This is a genomic window from Methylophilus medardicus (genome assembly GCF_006363955.1).
Taxonomy (GTDB): Bacteria; Pseudomonadota; Gammaproteobacteria; order Burkholderiales; family Methylophilaceae; genus Methylophilus; species Methylophilus medardensis.
On sequence record NZ_CP040948.1, the window covers coordinates 1,733,692 to 1,750,638 of the forward strand.

Below are 16,947 nucleotides of genomic sequence, written 5' to 3' on the forward strand. Positions count from 1 at the left end.
TCCGTTCAACTTGATTAGCGCTTACTACGTTTGGCAATGCTTTTTAGCAGTGCGCGTTCACACCAGCGCAACGCATGTGTGTCATCCGCATGCAAATATTGCTTGAAAAAATACAGGCGATCACGTGCAGATAAGCCGTCTGTGTGCCGATGCAAAGCAGCCAGATCGAACTGTGCTCTGCGCCAGCGACAGCTGGTTTTTCTGGTTTTTTCGAGGTCAATCAAGGCCACTTGGGCCGGATGTACTAAGGTAGAGACAAAGATGTGCTTGGGATATAAAGCCCGGTGTACCCAACCCAGATCATGAAAGCGACGAATTTGCTGTGCAACGTCACGCAGTAACGCTCTGCGCTGCTTGAGCGGCTGTGGGATCACCTGCGGCAGCAACTGCTCAAGATCGACAAAATCTTGTAGATTTTCAGTGACTAAAATGGCGCGCTGCTCACCACCATGCAACGATTCTGCATATGTGATCACCTTGGGCGCAGGCACGCCAGTGCTGGCTAAGGACTGCAAGCGGTGAAATTCCCGCCTAAAAGTCGGCTCACCAGAGAAAGGATGCCGCCAAGTGCGCCGACCATGATTCTGCTGCTTTTTGACAAATAACACTAAGTTGGATCCATCCGCCTTAGGCAATATCAGCTTGCCGACGCCGCTCCAACCGCCACGACGCTGATTGGGCGCTTCAAACCAATCAATCTGGCGCAGCCACCAAGCCTCAAAAGTGTCTAGGCCATGCACCTCAAAAATAGCTTGCGCAGCGGGTGCTTGATAATAAGTTAGGGCGTGTTTCAAAATATAGTGTGCTTAAATAAATTGCGTAAGCGCGGGTTTTTAATCCACATTTTGTTAACATACAAATCAATTACCAATTTTAACAGAATGCGTTTATAAAATAGTCTTATGCTCCTGTTTTTCTGCAAAGCGATAGCCCGCCTCCCCTTAGCCTGGGTACACAACATCGGCGTCTTGTTAGGCTACTTGTCTTACCTTTTTGACCAAAAAAGTAATCGCATCGCCCTGGCAAATATCGTGCAAAGTCGCTTAGCGCGCGATGCGCTACAAGCCAAACAGTTAGTCAAAAACAGTCGATTAGAGGCTGGCAAAGCCATTTTAGAAACCTTTTATATTTGGGGCAATGCCAGCAGCAAACTGTTGCCGCTGATAAAGCAAGTGCATGGCTGGGAACATGTCACACAAGCACAACGGGCTGGTAAAGGCTTGATTTTTTTGACCCCACATCTGGGTTGCTTTGAAATCACCTCTATTTATTATGGCGAACACGCGCCAATGACAGTGCTTTATCGGCCGCCTAAATTGCAGTGGCTGCGTGAACTGGTGGTGACAGGCAGACAAAAGGGGCAGGTGGACATGGCGCCGGCCAATGCAACCGGGGTGAGAAAACTGTTATCTGCATTGAAATCCGGGCAAGCCATCGGCATTTTGCCAGACCAGATTCCCAGACAGGGCGAAGGCGAATGGGCGGATTTTTTCGGCAAGCCTGCTTACACCATGAGCTTAGCCAGCAAGTTGGCCAGCAAAACTGGCGCGACGGTGCTGATGGCGTTTGGTGAGCGGCTAGCGAATGGCGCAGGCTTTCACATTCATCTCAAGCCGGTAGAAGATATCAGTAGCCCCAGCTTATTAAACCAAGCCATTGAACAGCAGGTAGTGCAGTGCCCAGTGCAGTATCTTTGGCAATACAACCGGTTTAAAAAACGGGGATACGCGATACATAAACTACAGACAGCAGCTGATGTACCGCCGCATGAATAATGCCGCAGGCTTAGACTAACCCTTCGATCCACCGACTGTACACTTTATCCGCCACTTGATGCAGGGTTGCACAATCGGCTTCAACCGCTGCAAGCATCACTTCAGCGGACTGAACGGCAGGACTGGTAGCAGAGGCAGCGATGTCGTGCTTCCATTGCTCGGTCCAGACTTTCACCATGCTCGGCGTCATCTCGATATGGCATTGCAAACCAATGTGTTTACCCATCACGTAAGCCTGATTTGCGCAATGTTCACTGGACAAGACATGCGTGGCACCGGCAGGCACCGTGAACGTTTCACCATGCCAGTGAAAACTATTAAAGCCTTGCAAGTCCCCAAACCAATCACGTGCTAGCGCATGGTCAGCCACCTGCACTTCGCCCCAACCAATTTCTTTGACCGCATTTTTGCTGACCACCCCGCCCAGCGCTTTACTGATCAATTGACCGCCCAGGCAATGGCCGAGCAGCGGAACATCTTGATCCACCGACTGACGAATGAGCTGCAATATCGGCGGAATCCAGGGCAAATCATCATTGACGCTCATTGGGCCGCCCATGAGGACAACGCCACTAAACGCCTCGACGCCCTCAGGCACCGCCTCGCCCTTGTCGATACGCACCTCGCACCATGGAATAGCATGCCGCGCTAAAAAAGTGCCTAAATAGCCGGCACCCTCGCAGCAAGCGTGCCTGAAAATAACCACCGGTTTCATGATTTACCTTACTAAACTGACTGCCTGATATTGCCCAAGCAAGATTCCGTCCAAGGTGTAGGGCCCAATCGCATAACGGATCAAGCGCAGGGTCGGAAAACCCACATGGGCCGTCATTCGCCGCACCTGGCGGTTCTTGCCTTCACTAATTTTGAGCTCTAACCAAGTGGTCGGGATATGTTTGCGGTCTCGGATCGGCGGCTCACGTTGCCACAAATGGTCAGGTTCAGGCATGATTTTGACTTGCGCCGGCTGCGTCACAAAGTCACCTAAATTGACGCCCTGTTGCAGTGGCATCAAATCTGCTTGTGTAGGAACACCTTCTACTTGTGCCCAATAGGTTTTGATTTGTTTATGCTTCGGATGACTTAAACGATGTTGCAATGCACCATCATCGGTTAAAATGAGCAATCCTTCGGAGTCAGTATCTAACCGCCCGGCTGCATAGACGTTGGGAACCGGAATATAGTCTTTGAGCGTTGCATGCTTTTCATGCGCAGTGAACTGGCACACAACGTTAAAAGGTTTGTTAAACAGTAATAACATGGAAAGCGCTATGTCTAAAATCAAGGTGCCAGCCACTGGCAGCAAAATTATTGTCAATGCTGATAATACCCTAAATGTCCCCGACCAACCCATTATTCCCTTCATCGAAGGCGATGGGATTGGCATCGACATCACGCCACCCATGATCAAAGTGGTGGATAGCGCGGTGGAAAAAGCCTACGCTGGCAAACGCAAGATCTCCTGGATGGAAGTGTATGCCGGTGAGAAATCCACCACCCTGTACGACAAAGACACTTGGCTGTCGGACGAAACCATGGCGGCATTAAAAGAATACGTCATTTCGATCAAAGGGCCACTCACAACGCCCATTGGCGGCGGCATCCGTTCGTTAAACGTGACCTTGCGTCAAGAGCTGGATTTGTACGTTTGCTTACGACCAATTCAATACTTCACCGGAGTGCCTAGCCCGGTCAAACATCCAGAAAAAACCGATATGGTGATCTTCCGCGAAAACACAGAAGACATTTATGCCGGCATTGAATGGGCGGCAGGCACCGAAGAAGTAAAAAAAGTAATCAACTTTTTGAGCGATATGGGTGTACGCAAAAAAATTCGCTTCCCTGAGGCCTCTGCCATCGGGATCAAGCCAGTCTCCATCGACGGCAGCAAACGTCTGATCCGCAAAGCGATTCAGTACGCCATCGATAACAACCGCAAATCGGTGACGATTACCCACAAAGGTAACATCATGAAGTTCACCGAAGGGGGTTTCCGTGATTGGGGTTATCAATTGGCTAAAGAAGAGTTTGGCGCTGAACTGATTGATGGCGGCCCATGGTGCAAACTGCCGAATGGCATCGTGATCAAGGACTGTATCGCCGATGCCTTCTTGCAAGAGATTCTGTTACATCCTGAAGATTACGATGTTGTGGCTGCACTCAACCTCAACGGTGATTACATGAGCGATGCGCTGGCAGCTCAAGTGGGCGGTATTGGTATTGCACCAGGCGCTAACTTGAGCGACACCATCGCCATGTTTGAGGCAACCCACGGCACAGCACCTAAAATTGCCGGCAAAAACTTAGCAAACCCGAGCTCGTTAATTTTGTCTGCCGAAATGATGTTGCGCCACATGGGCTGGACAGAAGCGGCTGATTTAGTGTTGAACGGCGTAGCCAAAGCCATTGCTAGCAAACGCGTCACCGGCGACTTCAGCAGCCAAATGGAAGGCGCTACACAGGTCAGCACTGCAGAATTTGGTGACGAAATCATCAAGCAAATGGCACCCGTTTAACGCTTTTTGCGTCCATTAAAAAACGGCTCGCATTGGCGAGCCGTTTTGTATTTTGAACCCCTGAAACAAAAATTATGCTTTTTGTATGTTGGAGGCCTGCTTACCTTTGGGACCTTCAGTCACATCAAAGGATACACGCTGGCCTTCTTTCAAGCTTTTATAACCAGATTCAACGATTGCGGAGAAGTGCGCGAACAAATCGTCACCGCCGTCATCGGGAGTAATGAATCCAAAGCCCTTAGAGTCGTTAAACCACTTTACGGTACCTGTTGCCATTTTACTTCCTTACTTTTTCTTAACAGGGAGGCGCCCCAAAAGTTTGTCTCAAGTACTCCAGTCGCAATAACCAAGCTTTGCTTTACTTAAAGACGGCTACAAAAAACCTGAACCCAAACGCCTTAAGGATTTATAAGTGAGCATAATTTAAAAGTCAAGCCTATTTTTGTAACTTCTATAAAAACTAAAAAAATCACTTTAATATTTGCATAAATGCTGCATGAGAGTGCATCTTTTCAGCGATTTGATTCGCAGCAGGCACCGGTATACTGCGGTGAAAAGTAGTGTTATATCAGTGCATTAAAGGTAAAATTAACGGTTTTTAACAGGCTCACTTTTAAAGAAATTTATGGCAACACTGGAAAGTTCTAAGAAATTGGGAGGCATGGCGCGCATGCTGGTGCAGTCTTCGCTGATGAGCGAAGCTGACGCAGCAGCATTGCAAGAAAAAGCCCAGGCGCTAAAAATCAGTTTTTTGGCCACGACCCTCGCGCAAAAGAAAATTGCCTCTAGAGATATTGCGCAAACAGCTGCTGAAGCATTTGGTTTTCCTTTCTTTGACCTCGATGCGCTGGAGCAAGACTCACTGCCAGCCAAAACCATTGATATTAAATTGATGCAATCGCATCGCGTATTGCTACTGCAACAAAAAAGCAATATGGCCTATATTGCTATCTCTGACCCGACCAATCTGCATGCCCTCGATACGATTCAGTTTCAAATGGGCGCGACCTTGTTCCCGGTGGTGGTTGAGGATGACAAGCTCGGCAAGTGGATCGACAAAATTGTCGAATCCAAAGACACCACGATGGCTAGCCTGAATGCGGGCAGCGATGAGTTTGATCTTGGGTTGGATGAGGCTGGCGAGGAGCAAGAGCTCGAGGCGACGCAAGAGGTAGACGATGCACCCGTAGTGAAGTTTTTGCAAAAAGTGTTGATGGATGCGATCAATATGGGCGCTTCTGACCTACACTTTGAGCCCTACGAGAAATTTTATCGCATTCGCTACCGCGTCGATGGCGTGCTGCGAGACGTCTCGCAACCGCCCTTGGCGATCAAAGAAAAACTGGCATCGCGCATTAAAGTCATTTCTAACCTAGATATCTCGGAAAAACGTATCCCGCAAGATGGTCGGATGAAGCTGATCATCAGTAAAAGCCGCGCCATTGATTTTCGGGTGAGCACGTTGCCACTGATCCATGGTGAAAAAATCGTCATGCGGATTCTGGATCCCACTAGCGCGACACTTGGCATTGAGGCCCTCGGCTACGAGCCTGAACAAAAAGAATCCTTGCTTAAAGCGATTCACCGTCCTTATGGCTTGGTGTTGGTCACGGGGCCAACAGGCTCGGGCAAAACGGTATCGCTATATACCTGTTTAAACATGCTGAACGATCCTGCGGTCAACATTTCGACTGCGGAAGACCCGGCAGAAATTCCGCTGGCCGGCATCAATCAGGTCAACGTGAACGATAAACAAGGCCTGACCTTTGCGGCTGCGCTGAAATCATTTTTACGGCAGGATCCTGACATCATCATGATTGGTGAGATCCGTGATCTGGAAACGGCTGACATGGCCATCAAGGCCGCCTCCACCGGCCACATGGTATTGTCAACGTTGCATACCAATGATGCGCCGACGACTTTGTCCAGGCTGTTAAATATGGGTGTTGCGCCCTTTAACATTGCCTCTGCAGTGACGTTAATTACTGCACAGCGTCTGGCAAGACGCTTATGCAAACATTGCAAAGTGCCACTCAGCGTACCAAAAGAGGCGTTGCTAAAAGTGGGATTCACTGAAACCTCGCTGGCAGGCGATTGGCAATTATACGGCCCAAAAGAAGGCGGCTGTGAGCACTGCAACAATGGCTACAAAGGCCGTGTTGGCATCTATCAGGTGATGCCAGTGACCGAAGCGATTGCGCATATCATCATGACCAACGGCAACGCCATGGACATTGCGGCACAAGCCAAACGTGAAGGCGTGAAAGACTTGCGTGAGTCGGGCTTACTAAAAGTCAAACAGGGGTTAACCTCGATTGAAGAAGTCGAAGCCGTGACCAATGAGTAACGCATGCGGCCCCATCAACCAACTTTAAGAACACACTATGGCGACAGCGAATACTAAACAATCCGTATACCAATGGGAAGGTAAAGACCGCAAAGGTAAGCTGGTCAAAGGCGAGATACGTGCCAATGGCGAAGCCGTGGTCAACGCCACGTTACGCCGCCAAGGCATTGCAAATATCAAGGTTAAAAAGCAAAGCGCACTCGCCAACAAAGGCCGCGTCACCGATAAAGACGTGACTTTATTTACGCGACAGCTGGCAACCATGATGAAAGCTGGCGTTCCCTTATTGCAAGCATTTGATATCGTCGGTAAGGGCCATCACAACCCAGCCGTCTCTAAATTGCTCGGGGACATCAAATCGGATGTGGAAACCGGCAGTAGCCTGAGTGCCGCGTTCCGAAAATATCCACTCCATTTTGATCAACTATTTTGCAATTTAGTGGGCGCTGGTGAGCAAGCCGGGATTCTTGATGCGCTGCTCGAGCGACTCGCCACCTACAAAGAAAAAATCCTCGCCATCAAAAGTAAAATCAAATCGGCCTTGGTCTACCCTATTTCGATCATCGTGGTAGCGTTTGTCATCACGGCGGTGATTATGATTTTTGTGGTGCCTGCGTTTAAAGATTTGTTTAGTAGTTTTGGCGCAGACTTACCTGGCCCCACGGTGGTGGTGATTAATCTGTCTGACTTTTTCGTTAAATGGTGGTGGGCCATTTTCGGCTCCATGGGGGGAGGCCTTTGGTTCTTTTTGTATACATGGAAACGCTCTGAAAAAATGCAAGCAACCATGGATCGCTTACTACTACGCATGCCTATTTTTGGCGAGCTCATCCGCAAAGCCACCATCGCGCGCTTTGCACGTACGCTGTCGACCATGTTTGCCGCAGGCGTGCCGTTGGTGGAGGCACTGGATTCGGTTGCAGGTGCCTCTGGCAATAAAGTGTATTTTGATGCAACCAAGAAAATCCAAAGTGAAGTCAGTACCGGCACCAGCCTGACGGTCGCGATGCAAAATGCCAACGTGTTTCCCAATATGGTGATCCAGATGACCGCCATTGGCGAAGAATCTGGCTCGCTGGATGGCATGTTAACTAAGGTGGCTGACTTTTACGAAGGAGAGGTAGATGATGCCGTCGCCTCTATCTCGAGCTTAATGGAACCAGTCATTATGGTGGTGCTCGGCGTGCTCATTGGCGGCTTGGTCGTCGCGATGTATATGCCTATCTTTAAAATGGGTAAGGTGGTCAGTGGCGGCGGATAAGTGCACCCACTCAAACAAAAAAGGGCTGTTTAACAGCCCTTTTTTGATGCAGTTTTACTGACATCTTCAAACTTACATTGTCTTTTTTGCCGCCTGCAATGACTTCTCAATCTCATCGTAGGGCTGCGCACCTAGCATACGCTTACCGTTTTCAAAAAATAGGGTTGGCGTGCTATTCACGCCCACTCGGTGCGCCAGTTCACCCACTTTTTCTAGCGGCACGTCACACTTAGCAGTGCTGGTGGGCAATTTATTGTTAAAAATCCAATCTTGCCAGGCTTTGACACGGTTGCTCGCACACCAAATGCTGCGAGATTTATTGGCGGCATCTGGATGTAACTGCTCAATCGGGTAGAGGAATGTGTAAATCGTGACGTCATTGAGATTCGTCAGCTCTTTTTGCTCTAAGCGTTTGCAAAACGGACAGTCAACATCCGAAAATACCACTAATTTACGGCTGCCATTGCCTTTGACCACTTTGATGGCTTGGTCTAATGGAAGACTGTTGAAGTCAATTTTGCTTAACTCATCCATGCGCTCGCCGGTGATATCTTTTTTAGTCTTGGGATCCACCAAACGGCCCTCAGCAATCAAGAAGCTGAATTTGTCATCGGTGTAAATGATTTGCCCACCCATAAACACTTCGTATAAACCCGCATAAGGGGTTTTAGTCACACTCTCGACTTTAAATTTTGGATAGGCCGCTTCAACCAGCTTTTTAACGCTCGCTTCGTCTGCCACACTGTGGACACTCCATAAGGTGGCCAAGGCAATCAAGCCCCCCATCACACACTGGCCGATAGATTTTTTCATGAATCACTCTTTCTCAAACATGCGCAGCATTATCCTTGCGTGGCTGCGCGAATTAAAAAACGCTTAAGCATAGCACTGTTGCCTACCCCGCGTAAGCCCAACAAAGCGGCGTGTGTCCAGATCGCTTGCGGACGCGAGAACAAAGCATCCAGCCCACGGGTCAAGGCATGCATCTTTAACAGATCGGGTTGGCGTGCCCGCATCACATGCCTTAAAAAATGGGCATCGCCCAACCGCCGCATGGCAGGCAATTTAGCTATTTGCGCACACAGTGTCTGCACATCCTGAAAACCAAGATTGACCCCTTGACCTGCCATGGGATGCACTTGGTGTGCCGCGTCGCCCAATAGCATGATGGGTGGCGCAGTCATGGACGCTGCCGTTCGCTGAATTAAGGGAAACGACCGCACTTCGCCACTGGGCGTTAACTTGCCCAGACGATGCTCACAGCGCGCTGCAACTTCAGCTGCCAACGCCAAGGCAGGTAACGCTTGCTTTTGTGCAGCCTCGGCCTGTGGCAAGGCCCACACCAGTGACACCTGCTGTTGGGGCATCGGCAACAAGGCCACGGTTTCATGGTTGCCAAACCATTGCCGCGCAACGTTATCATGTGGTCGCTCGGCGTGATAATTGGTCACCAAGGCGGTTTGCGCAAAATCCACCTGCTGCACAGTGATGTCGCACTGAGCACGCACCCAAGAATTTCCACCATCCGCACCGAGGATCAAAGACGCTTCGATCTCATGTTCTGGCAATGATAAACGCGCAATGTGACCCGCATATTGCAATGCCTGCGCTGGGGCGTCGGTGATCACAGTCACCTCAGACCCTGCCAACACCTGCCAACACGCATGCATCAAGGCCTGACTTTCAACAATGTAGCCCAGCTGTGTCAGGTTTGCTTCTTCAGCGTTTAAAGAGAGGCTGGGCGTGGCATGACGGTGGGTAGGCGACCACAAATCCATGGCTGCAATCGGATTAACGCGATTGGCTGGCATCTGCGCCCAAACACCAATGTCGCGCAACCAAGCCACCGTTTGATTGGTGAGCGCATACACACGTGTGTCCCAATGCTCCATATCTGCTGCCCAGCCTTGCGGCAATTGAGTAGGCAATGTGGCATCCGTCAATACCACCTGTTTCCCTAGGCGTGCCAGCGCAATGGCGGCGGTTAAGCCGACCAAGCCTGCGCCAACAATGGCAACATCGGTGTGGATCAATGCGGGTTTAACTGCCATAACTCATCTTATTTACCAGTAGCCGTCTTGCTGAGGGCAACATGCTGAGTGCACCGAGGCCTGCACCCCGCAACAAGCCGACGCCGATTAGGTCATTTGAGAACACATTAACCAGAAAATCGGTAAATTGAAGACCACGCCCGGTATCACGTTGACGTGAGTGGTGATACGCGGCCAAGCGGTGGGCTGCGCCCCATTCATGCGCTTGCGTGGCAGAGACATTTTTTGCTAACGCAACGGCATCGCGAATGCCCACATTAAAACCTTGTCCGGCGACGGGATGCATGGTTTGTGCTGCATTACCGATCACCACACAATGCGCGGAAAAAGTTTGCTCCAACTTACTTAATTTAAGTGGGAACCTCAATCGCTTACCTACTTGTAGAAAGCGTCCCGCACGATCACCAAACGCCTCATGTAACGCTTGCAAAAAAGCCGTGTCATCAAGTGCGGCAATCTCGTCAATATAAGGTTGCTCACCTGTCCACACCAACGAAAAATGCTCACCATTAGGCAACAATGCCATCGGCCCGCGCGGGGTGAATCGTTCATAGGCAATATTGCGATGTGCTTGCTCGGTGTGCACCAAGCCGACCAGCGCGTCGTGGCCGTAATGTTTGGTATCACGCACCAGCCCCGGAATAGACGCTAGGCTGCGGCCGCCATCAGCGATCACTGCCAACGGCGTCGATAGCCGCTGAATGGCACCCGCCTCTGTTTGGTAGTCAATCTCTGCTGCGCTGGCATGCACCTCCAAACCAGTGACCGGTGCTTGATATTGAATGACAATGTTTGCGGCAGACTGCGCAATCCGTGTATCCAACGCCTGCATCAATGCCCCATAGGACACCACATAGCCTAAGGCGGGCAAATCGTGCTCATGTGCTTTGAGCTGGGTGCGGCCAAAGCCTTTTTGTTGCGAGACGTGAATTGTTTCAATGGCGGTGACTGCAGAAGCCAATAATGGCCAAATGCCCAACTGTTCTAGCACCTGACGCGTGCCGTAGGACAGTGCCAACGCGCGGTGATCACCGGCCATTGCCCCCGCCGGCTGACCTTCTAGCACCGTCACCGGCACCCCTGCCTGTTGCAAAGATAACGCCAGCACTAGCCCAACCGGACCACCACCAATCACCACGGGATGACTCACCATTTGCATGAATACACAGCCTTTTTAAAGAATGAATCCATCATAAGCCGGCGCTATTGGCGCATAAGCGCTTCGATATCAGCCACGGTTTTCACCGCTGTAGAAGTCAGCACCTCGTGACCATTCGGGGTCACGAGAACATCATCTTCAATGCGGATGCCGATATTCCAGAAGTGCTCAGGCACCTGTTCTGCCGGGCGCACATAACAACCCGGCTCCACCGTTAACACATTGCCAGCTTGCAAGGTCACCCAATCGCCTTGTGCCGTTTTGTATTCACCGGCATCATGTACATCCAAGCCCAGCCAGTGGCCGGTGCGATGCATATAAAACTGGCGATAACTCCCGGTTTCAAGCACAGAGTCACGGCTACCCTGACACAAACCATAATGAATGAAGCCCTCCACCAGCACATTTAAAGCAGCCTCATGGGGCGCGTTCCAATGATGTGTTGGACTGACGCTACTAATTGCAGCCTGCTGGGCAGCTAACACCAACTCATAGAGATCCTTTTGCGCGGCACTAAAACGGCCATTGACGGGGAAAGTCCGCGTGATATCAGACGCATAGCCATCCAGCTCACAGCCTGCGTCAATCAATAGCAAATCCCCGGCATGTAATGGTGCATTGTTTGCGTTGTAATGCAGGGTACAGGCGTTTGCCCCCCCTGCCACAATGCTGGTATAGGCAGGCGCTTGCGCACCTTGGCTATAAAAAGCATGCAGAAACTCAGCCTCGATTTCATATTCGGACTTGCCGGGCATCACGGCTTGCATGGCACGATTGTGCGCGCCGGCAGCGATTTCAGCCGAACGACGCATCAACGCGATCTCGTAGGGGGATTTAATTAGACGCATGGCGTCCAGTGCTTGACGCACATCCACCAATTTGGCGGGTGCCTGTACACCGGTGCGGGCTTGTGCTTTCACTGCATTTAACCAGCCACTCACTTTGGTATCCCAGCCAGCATCACTGCCAAGACTGAAAAACAGTTCTGGTTGATTACCCATCATGGTCGGTAACAGCGTATCTAGCTGCGTGATTGAATAGGCCTCATCAAACCCAAATTCATCTTTGGCGGCTTCTGGCCCATAGCGAAAACCATCCCAAATTTCGCGCTCGATGTCTTTGTCACGGCAAAACAGAATACTCTTGGGGGACGGGCCAGCGATCAGCACCAATACCGCCTCTGGCTCTTTAAAGCCGGTGAGGTAATAAAAATAACTGTCAAAACGATAAGGATAATGACTATCGCGATTGCGTGTCACTTCTGGCGCAGTTGGAATCACTGCGATACCAGCCTGCATGCGATCCATCAATTGCTGGCGACGACGGGAAAATTCTTGCATGAACACACTCAAAGCACATTCTGGAGGGTTAACTATTGTAGCCTATTTGGGTATCAAATGCAGGAATGGTTCAACCTGGTCAGCATGTCTAAAAGCCCATCATTTCATAGAGCGCCGACTGCCGCACCTGTTGCTCAGCATGTTGAATGGTGCCGTCGAGTTGCCATTGCTGTAACTGACCCGCCAAAATGGGTTGTATTTGTGCCGCACGCATGCCCGGCTTGATCGCAGGCAAATAAAGCATTTTCAACAGCAAAGCATCAAGGCCGGTTAGCAGTGACTCTGGGGTTTTATCATTAAATACCGAGGGGTACACATGTTCTGAATCGTTAGGCAAGCCCATGGCTTGGGTGATTTCTTCAACGATGCATGACACCAAGGACCGATGTTCCTGCGCATGATCGACCGGAATCACGACCCAAGCGCGCTTGATCGCTTTATGGGTGTCTAAGCTGAGTCCGAACATACAGACGGCATCATCAGGCGGTTGCAGCTTGGCATTGCCGCTCACCTGAGCAATATCTTGCCGCCATTGCGCAGCTTGGCTAAAAACCACTGTCATGTTTGCTTCAGCCGCATGTATCGCCATGTTGATGGGTAAGCCAGTCAATTGGGATAAGTGTTGTAAGTGCGCACGCGTCAACCACGCCGTTTTTTCAGACTGATCAGCATCATGCTGCACCAACCACACTTTGATGGGCTGTTGCCACTTACGCACGGTTTGCTCGCCGGCCACATACTCATTGCGCAAAGCGACTTCGACAAACGCTTGCTGTAAATACGCGGGCGACTGCCACGGTTCTTCAGCGCACGCCAAGCTTGTTGTCAGCATCAGCATCCACCCACCGTGGCGCAAATTAATCATGCGATTGCGTCGCATGAGCACGCAGCGGGGTTAACAATGATGACAAGCCGTTGTGGTCTATCTCACGCATTAAATACAACAAACGCCCTAACTCGCCGGGCGGAAACCCCTCCCGCGCAAACCAATGCAGATAATGACCAGGCAAATCGGCAATCAAGCGACCTTGATACTTGCCATAGGGCATTTTAAGCGTCACTAACTGAATTAAATCTTCTTGTTTCATAAAAAAACACAATCGAACAATCCATCCATTGTAAGCAAAATCACATGCCTTGCAGATTTTTTTGCAGCGCACCCTTAAAAAATTCCGCCAACGTCCGTTATCCCTTTTGAGTATGGTTTGCGCCATAACAACAAAAAAAATACTTTGCGTGACAATTAACATCGCGAAAGACCATGATGCAATACGAGATTACTAAAGAAAAAAGTGCAGAATATTTAAGACAAGCGATTCATCACATGTCGCAACAAGATGCCGCCTTTCATCCCGTCAGCTATGCTGTCTGGTATGAATATTCATCAGGCGAGCATGCGCGCCTGATTGATGAAGTCAATGATTTGATCGAAAAAGAAAAGAAACTGAACGAAAAAAGTACGGCACACCTGTTTCATAAACATATCGCCGCGACCGACCCCGATAGTGCTAAGGTATTGGTAGAACGGTTTAATCAAGTGGTCACGGACATTACCACTTCAACCAAGCAAGCTGGCCAAGAAACCTCACAGTTTAAAAAATCGCTGGATGCCTGGTCGGGTGAGATTCAACAACTAGAGCCGCAACTGGGTGCGCAATTAGGCTCTTTGTTATCGGACACCTTGCAAATGCAGAGCGCCATGCATGGTTTGCAACACAAACTCGAATCGAGCTTAGAAGAGATTTCTGACCTGAAGAGTGAGATCATGAAGGCCAAGCAAGAAGCGATTTCAGATGGCTTGACCGGACTGATGAACCGCAAAGGCTTTGATTCGGCCCTGCATCAATGCCTGGACACCCTCCCAGACCAAGAAACCTGTCTTGTCATCGCCGACATTGATTTTTTCAAAAAAGTAAACGACAGCTACGGCCATTTGTTTGGGGATAAAGTCATTCAGGCCGTCGCCAGAGTACTCAAAACAGTGTCTGGCAACTTGTATACCGCTGCGCGTTACGGAGGTGAGGAATTTGTGCTGTTATTGCCACACACCAGCATGGAAACGGCGCGCGAGATTGCTGAAAATATCAGGCGCCAAGTTGCCGCGATCACGATTAAAAACAATGTGTCGCAACGACTGATCTCAAACATCACCATTTCTCTCGGCCTCACCGTTTACCAGCCAGGCGAATCTGTCGATAGTTTTATCACGCGCGCCGACCAGGCCTTGTACACCTCAAAAGCCAAAGGTCGCAACCGGGTGACGATGATTGAGGATGCCCTAGCCGCAGCTTGATTCAGCGACGGGCGCCAAACAGTTAACCTGCTGGCGCCCCAGCGTTTAAAGCAAATCGCGCTGCTGTTGCGGGATATCTTCGTAAGGGTAGCGCGAATGACCAAAGCGCATCACCAGCACCGAAATCGCCAAGATCAAAATTGCGGCAGACACCGCGAGCATATGCGTTTCTGTCATTTCTTTCATGTCTAATAACAGATAACGCGCTAGCGCCACCATGGCAATATAAATCGGATATCGCATCGGCAATTTGCCTGAGCCGAAATAACTATTGATCATGGAAAACACTTCTAGGTACAAAAATAGTTGCAGCAAATCCCCGAGCCCGACCATGCCCGCCTGCCACATGCGCGATAATTCATGCGCCAACGAAAAAAACGTCGCCAGCGTGACGAGCCCCAGTCCCAAGCGCTCGATCCACATTAAGGCATGATGTGCCCATTTATCCGTTTTGTGTTCGTATGGTGGTTTCATTTTGCCCCCTGTTGCGTGCGCAACCATCTATCTAATTGTTGTAAGCGTTCTGGTGTGCCAATATCATGCCATATTCCGGCGTGGTGTTGTCCACTCACCTGCTGCTGTTGCATGGCCTGCCTGAGTAATGGTGCCAATTTGGCGGGCTGACCTTTAATCACGCTGTCAAACAACTGCGGATGATAAATGCCCACGCCAGAAAAAGTCAGTGTTTGGGCTGCCGTTTCAACCACCATCCCATTCGCTAAGCCAAAATCCCCTGCGGCGTGCTGCGGTGGATTATCCACCATCACCAAATGCGCCAATTTTCCTTCTGGCAATGAGAGCTTCGCATAATCGATATCGGTGAACACATCGCCATTGATGACCAAAAAAGGCTGGTCCCCCAGCAAAGGCAGGGCATTGGCGATGCCGCCTGCTGTCTCTAAAGCCGTGCCTTCAGCACTGTAGCGAATCTGCAATTGCCACTGCGCGCCGTCACCCAGCGCCGCCTCAATCTGCTGGCCGAGATGCGCATGATTAATCACCAACTCGCGAAAACCGCTCAGCGCGAGACGCTCAATGTGCCAGACGATCAGTGGCTTACCGCCCACCATTAACAAAGGCTTCGGCGTATGGTCCGTCAGTGGCCGCATGCGCTCGCCACGGCCGGCTGCCAAAATCATGGCTCGCATGATTTAGGCCACCTTTTCCAAGGTGAGCAGCAGCCGTAAAAATGGCCGCAATTCAACATAACGCTCGCAAGCTGCCTGCAGATACTGCATCACTAAAGGCATATCCTTGAGGTAGCCATCCTTGCCATCCCGATGAGACAAGCGGGCAAAAATCCCCAACACTTTAATATGGCGTTGCACACCCATCCACTCAAAATCTTTATAAAACTCACCAAAATCATTGCTAACCGGCAAGCCAGCTTTTTTAGCGGATTGCCAATAGCGCACCACCCAATCCATCAGGTCTTCTTCGTCCCAACGAATGTAGGCATCTTTGAACAAAGAGGCCAAGTCATAGGTAATCGGCCCAATCACAGCATCCTGAAAATCTAAAACGCCCGGGTTATGATCCGCGGTTACCATCAGGTTGCGGGAGTGATAATCACGATGCACGGTCACTTGTGGTTGCTGCAGAATATTATTAATCAGCAGACCAAAGGTCTTATCCATCACCGCCTGCTGTTCAGCAGTCAGCGTTTTGCCCAAATGTTTTGCGATGTACCACTCAGGAAACAGCTGTAATTCTCGCATCAGCAGCGCTTCGTCATAGGGTGGCAACGCGTCTGTACGCGTTGCGAGTTGCATCTTGATCAACGCTTGGCAAGCATCGCCATACAGGGCTTTGGCATTATCGCGATTGAGTACCGAGAGATAGGTATCATTGCCTAAATCACTCAATAACAAAAAACCTTGCGCAATATCTTGCGCGATAATGTTGGGCACATTAAGCCCGGCCGCCAGCAACTGCTCGGCCACTTGCACGAAGGGACGACAGTCCTCCTGTGGCGGTGGCGCGTCCATCGCGATCAGGGTCTGCGTGGGTAAATGCACGCGAAAATAGCGCCTGAAGCTCGCATCCGCCGAGGCCGTGGTCATCGTAAAAGGCTGATCAAGCACCTGCTCAAGCCATTGTTGAAGTTGCTGTGTTCTATCCACAAATGTTCCCAAATAATGAATCAGCCCATGCTTCGGGCATTACTGTTAAAATGTGGCTGTCATTTTAAGTGAAAAATGACTT

18 protein-coding genes are annotated in these 16,947 nt (G+C 50.3%); 5 read left to right on the forward strand and 13 right to left on the reverse strand.

The genetic code is table 11. From position 1 onward, the window contains the following. Nucleotides 1-14 precede the first annotated feature (14 nt). Complete coding sequence (locus FIT99_RS08295) at nt 15-794, reverse strand: lipopolysaccharide kinase InaA family protein (RefSeq protein WP_140003859.1); 780 nt, start codon at nt 792-794, stop codon at nt 15-17. A 108-nt stretch (nt 795-902) separates the two neighbouring features. Here FIT99_RS08295 and FIT99_RS08300 point away from each other — a divergent pair, with 108 nt between their 5' ends. Next, on the forward strand, nt 903-1,775 hold the full coding sequence (locus FIT99_RS08300) for a lysophospholipid acyltransferase family protein (protein ID WP_140003860.1): 873 nt from the start codon (nt 903-905) through the stop codon (nt 1,773-1,775). A gap of 10 nt (nt 1,776-1,785) precedes the next feature. Here FIT99_RS08300 and FIT99_RS08305 read toward each other — a convergent pair whose 3' ends face one another. Next, complete coding sequence (locus tag FIT99_RS08305) at nt 1,786-2,490, reverse strand: type 1 glutamine amidotransferase (RefSeq protein WP_140003861.1); 705 nt, start codon at nt 2,488-2,490, stop codon at nt 1,786-1,788. 3 nt (nt 2,491-2,493) lie between these two features. Further along, nucleotides 2,494-3,036 carry an rRNA large subunit pseudouridine synthase E gene (locus tag FIT99_RS08310; RefSeq protein ID WP_140003862.1) on the reverse strand — a complete coding sequence of 181 codons (543 nt, stop codon included), beginning with the start codon at nt 3,034-3,036 and terminating at the stop codon, nt 2,494-2,496. Nucleotides 3,037-3,046: 10 nt separating this feature from the next. Between FIT99_RS08310 and icd the strand changes: the two genes are divergently transcribed. After that, nucleotides 3,047-4,291 carry an NADP-dependent isocitrate dehydrogenase gene (gene icd, locus FIT99_RS08315; protein WP_396652207.1) on the forward strand — a complete coding sequence of 415 codons (1,245 nt, stop codon included), beginning with the start codon at nt 3,047-3,049 and terminating at the stop codon, nt 4,289-4,291. A gap of 72 nt (nt 4,292-4,363) precedes the next feature. Here icd and FIT99_RS08320 read toward each other — a convergent pair whose 3' ends face one another. Beyond that, nucleotides 4,364-4,567 (reverse strand): cold-shock protein, encoded by a 204-nt coding sequence (locus FIT99_RS08320; RefSeq protein WP_013441419.1) that lies wholly within the window; start codon nt 4,565-4,567, stop codon nt 4,364-4,366. Nucleotides 4,568-4,916: 349 nt separating this feature from the next. On the opposite strand from FIT99_RS08320, the gene pilB reads away from it, so the two are divergent. Both pilB and FIT99_RS08330 read left to right on the forward strand, forming a co-directional pair. Further along, nucleotides 4,917-6,638 (forward strand): type IV-A pilus assembly ATPase PilB, encoded by a 1,722-nt coding sequence (gene pilB / locus FIT99_RS08325; RefSeq protein ID WP_189524724.1) that lies wholly within the window; start codon nt 4,917-4,919, stop codon nt 6,636-6,638. Nucleotides 6,639-6,675: 37 nt separating this feature from the next. Beyond that, nucleotides 6,676-7,899, forward strand: a complete 1,224-nt coding sequence (locus tag FIT99_RS08330; protein WP_140003864.1) for a type II secretion system F family protein — start codon at nt 6,676-6,678, stop codon at nt 7,897-7,899. A gap of 72 nt (nt 7,900-7,971) precedes the next feature. On the opposite strand, the gene FIT99_RS08335 is transcribed toward FIT99_RS08330, so the two are convergent. From FIT99_RS08335 to FIT99_RS08360, 6 genes are all read right to left on the reverse strand, one after another. Continuing rightward, on the reverse strand, nt 7,972-8,712 hold the full coding sequence (locus FIT99_RS08335) for a DsbC family protein (protein ID WP_140003865.1): 741 nt from the start codon (nt 8,710-8,712) through the stop codon (nt 7,972-7,974). 29 nt (nt 8,713-8,741) lie between these two features. After that, entirely contained in the window at nt 8,742-9,950 is a 1,209-nt protein-coding gene (locus FIT99_RS08340) for an FAD-dependent monooxygenase (RefSeq protein ID WP_140003866.1), read from the reverse strand. Continuing rightward, nucleotides 9,940-11,109: an FAD-dependent monooxygenase gene (locus tag FIT99_RS08345; RefSeq protein ID WP_140003867.1), complete on the reverse strand. Its 1,170-nt coding sequence runs from the start codon at nt 11,107-11,109 to the stop codon at nt 9,940-9,942. Before FIT99_RS08345 ends, FIT99_RS08340 begins: the two co-directional genes overlap by 11 nt. 44 nt (nt 11,110-11,153) lie before the next feature. Continuing rightward, a complete protein-coding gene (locus FIT99_RS08350) occupies nt 11,154-12,449 on the reverse strand; it encodes an aminopeptidase P N-terminal domain-containing protein (RefSeq protein ID WP_140003868.1) in 1,296 nt (431 codons plus the stop codon). A gap of 88 nt (nt 12,450-12,537) precedes the next feature. Then, the gene (locus FIT99_RS08355; protein WP_223261154.1) at nt 12,538-13,281 is read right to left on the reverse strand and encodes a DUF2927 domain-containing protein; all 744 of its coding nucleotides are present in this window, start codon (nt 13,279-13,281) and stop codon (nt 12,538-12,540) included. Between the two features lie 25 nt (nt 13,282-13,306). Next, nucleotides 13,307-13,537, reverse strand: coding sequence for a DUF3820 family protein (locus FIT99_RS08360; RefSeq protein ID WP_140003870.1), 231 nt, complete (start codon nt 13,535-13,537; stop codon nt 13,307-13,309). A gap of 173 nt (nt 13,538-13,710) precedes the next feature. Here FIT99_RS08360 and FIT99_RS08365 point away from each other — a divergent pair, with 173 nt between their 5' ends. Next, on the forward strand, nt 13,711-14,742 hold the full coding sequence (locus FIT99_RS08365; RefSeq protein ID WP_140003871.1) for a GGDEF domain-containing protein: 1,032 nt from the start codon (nt 13,711-13,713) through the stop codon (nt 14,740-14,742). Between the two features lie 45 nt (nt 14,743-14,787). Here the strand turns inward: FIT99_RS08365 and FIT99_RS08370 are convergent, their stop codons facing one another. The 3 genes from FIT99_RS08370 to FIT99_RS08380 are packed head-to-tail and all read right to left on the reverse strand — an operon-like array spanning nt 14,788 to nt 16,865. After that, complete coding sequence (locus FIT99_RS08370; protein WP_140003872.1) at nt 14,788-15,216, reverse strand: phosphate-starvation-inducible protein PsiE; 429 nt, start codon at nt 15,214-15,216, stop codon at nt 14,788-14,790. Further along, nucleotides 15,213-15,890: an N-acetylmuramate alpha-1-phosphate uridylyltransferase MurU gene (gene murU / locus FIT99_RS08375; protein ID WP_140003873.1), complete on the reverse strand. Its 678-nt coding sequence runs from the start codon at nt 15,888-15,890 to the stop codon at nt 15,213-15,215. Before murU ends, FIT99_RS08370 begins: the two co-directional genes overlap by 4 nt. 3 nt (nt 15,891-15,893) lie before the next feature. Beyond that, nucleotides 15,894-16,865 (reverse strand): aminoglycoside phosphotransferase family protein, encoded by a 972-nt coding sequence (locus FIT99_RS08380; protein ID WP_140003874.1) that lies wholly within the window; start codon nt 16,863-16,865, stop codon nt 15,894-15,896. Between the last annotated feature and the right edge of the window lie 82 nt (nt 16,866-16,947).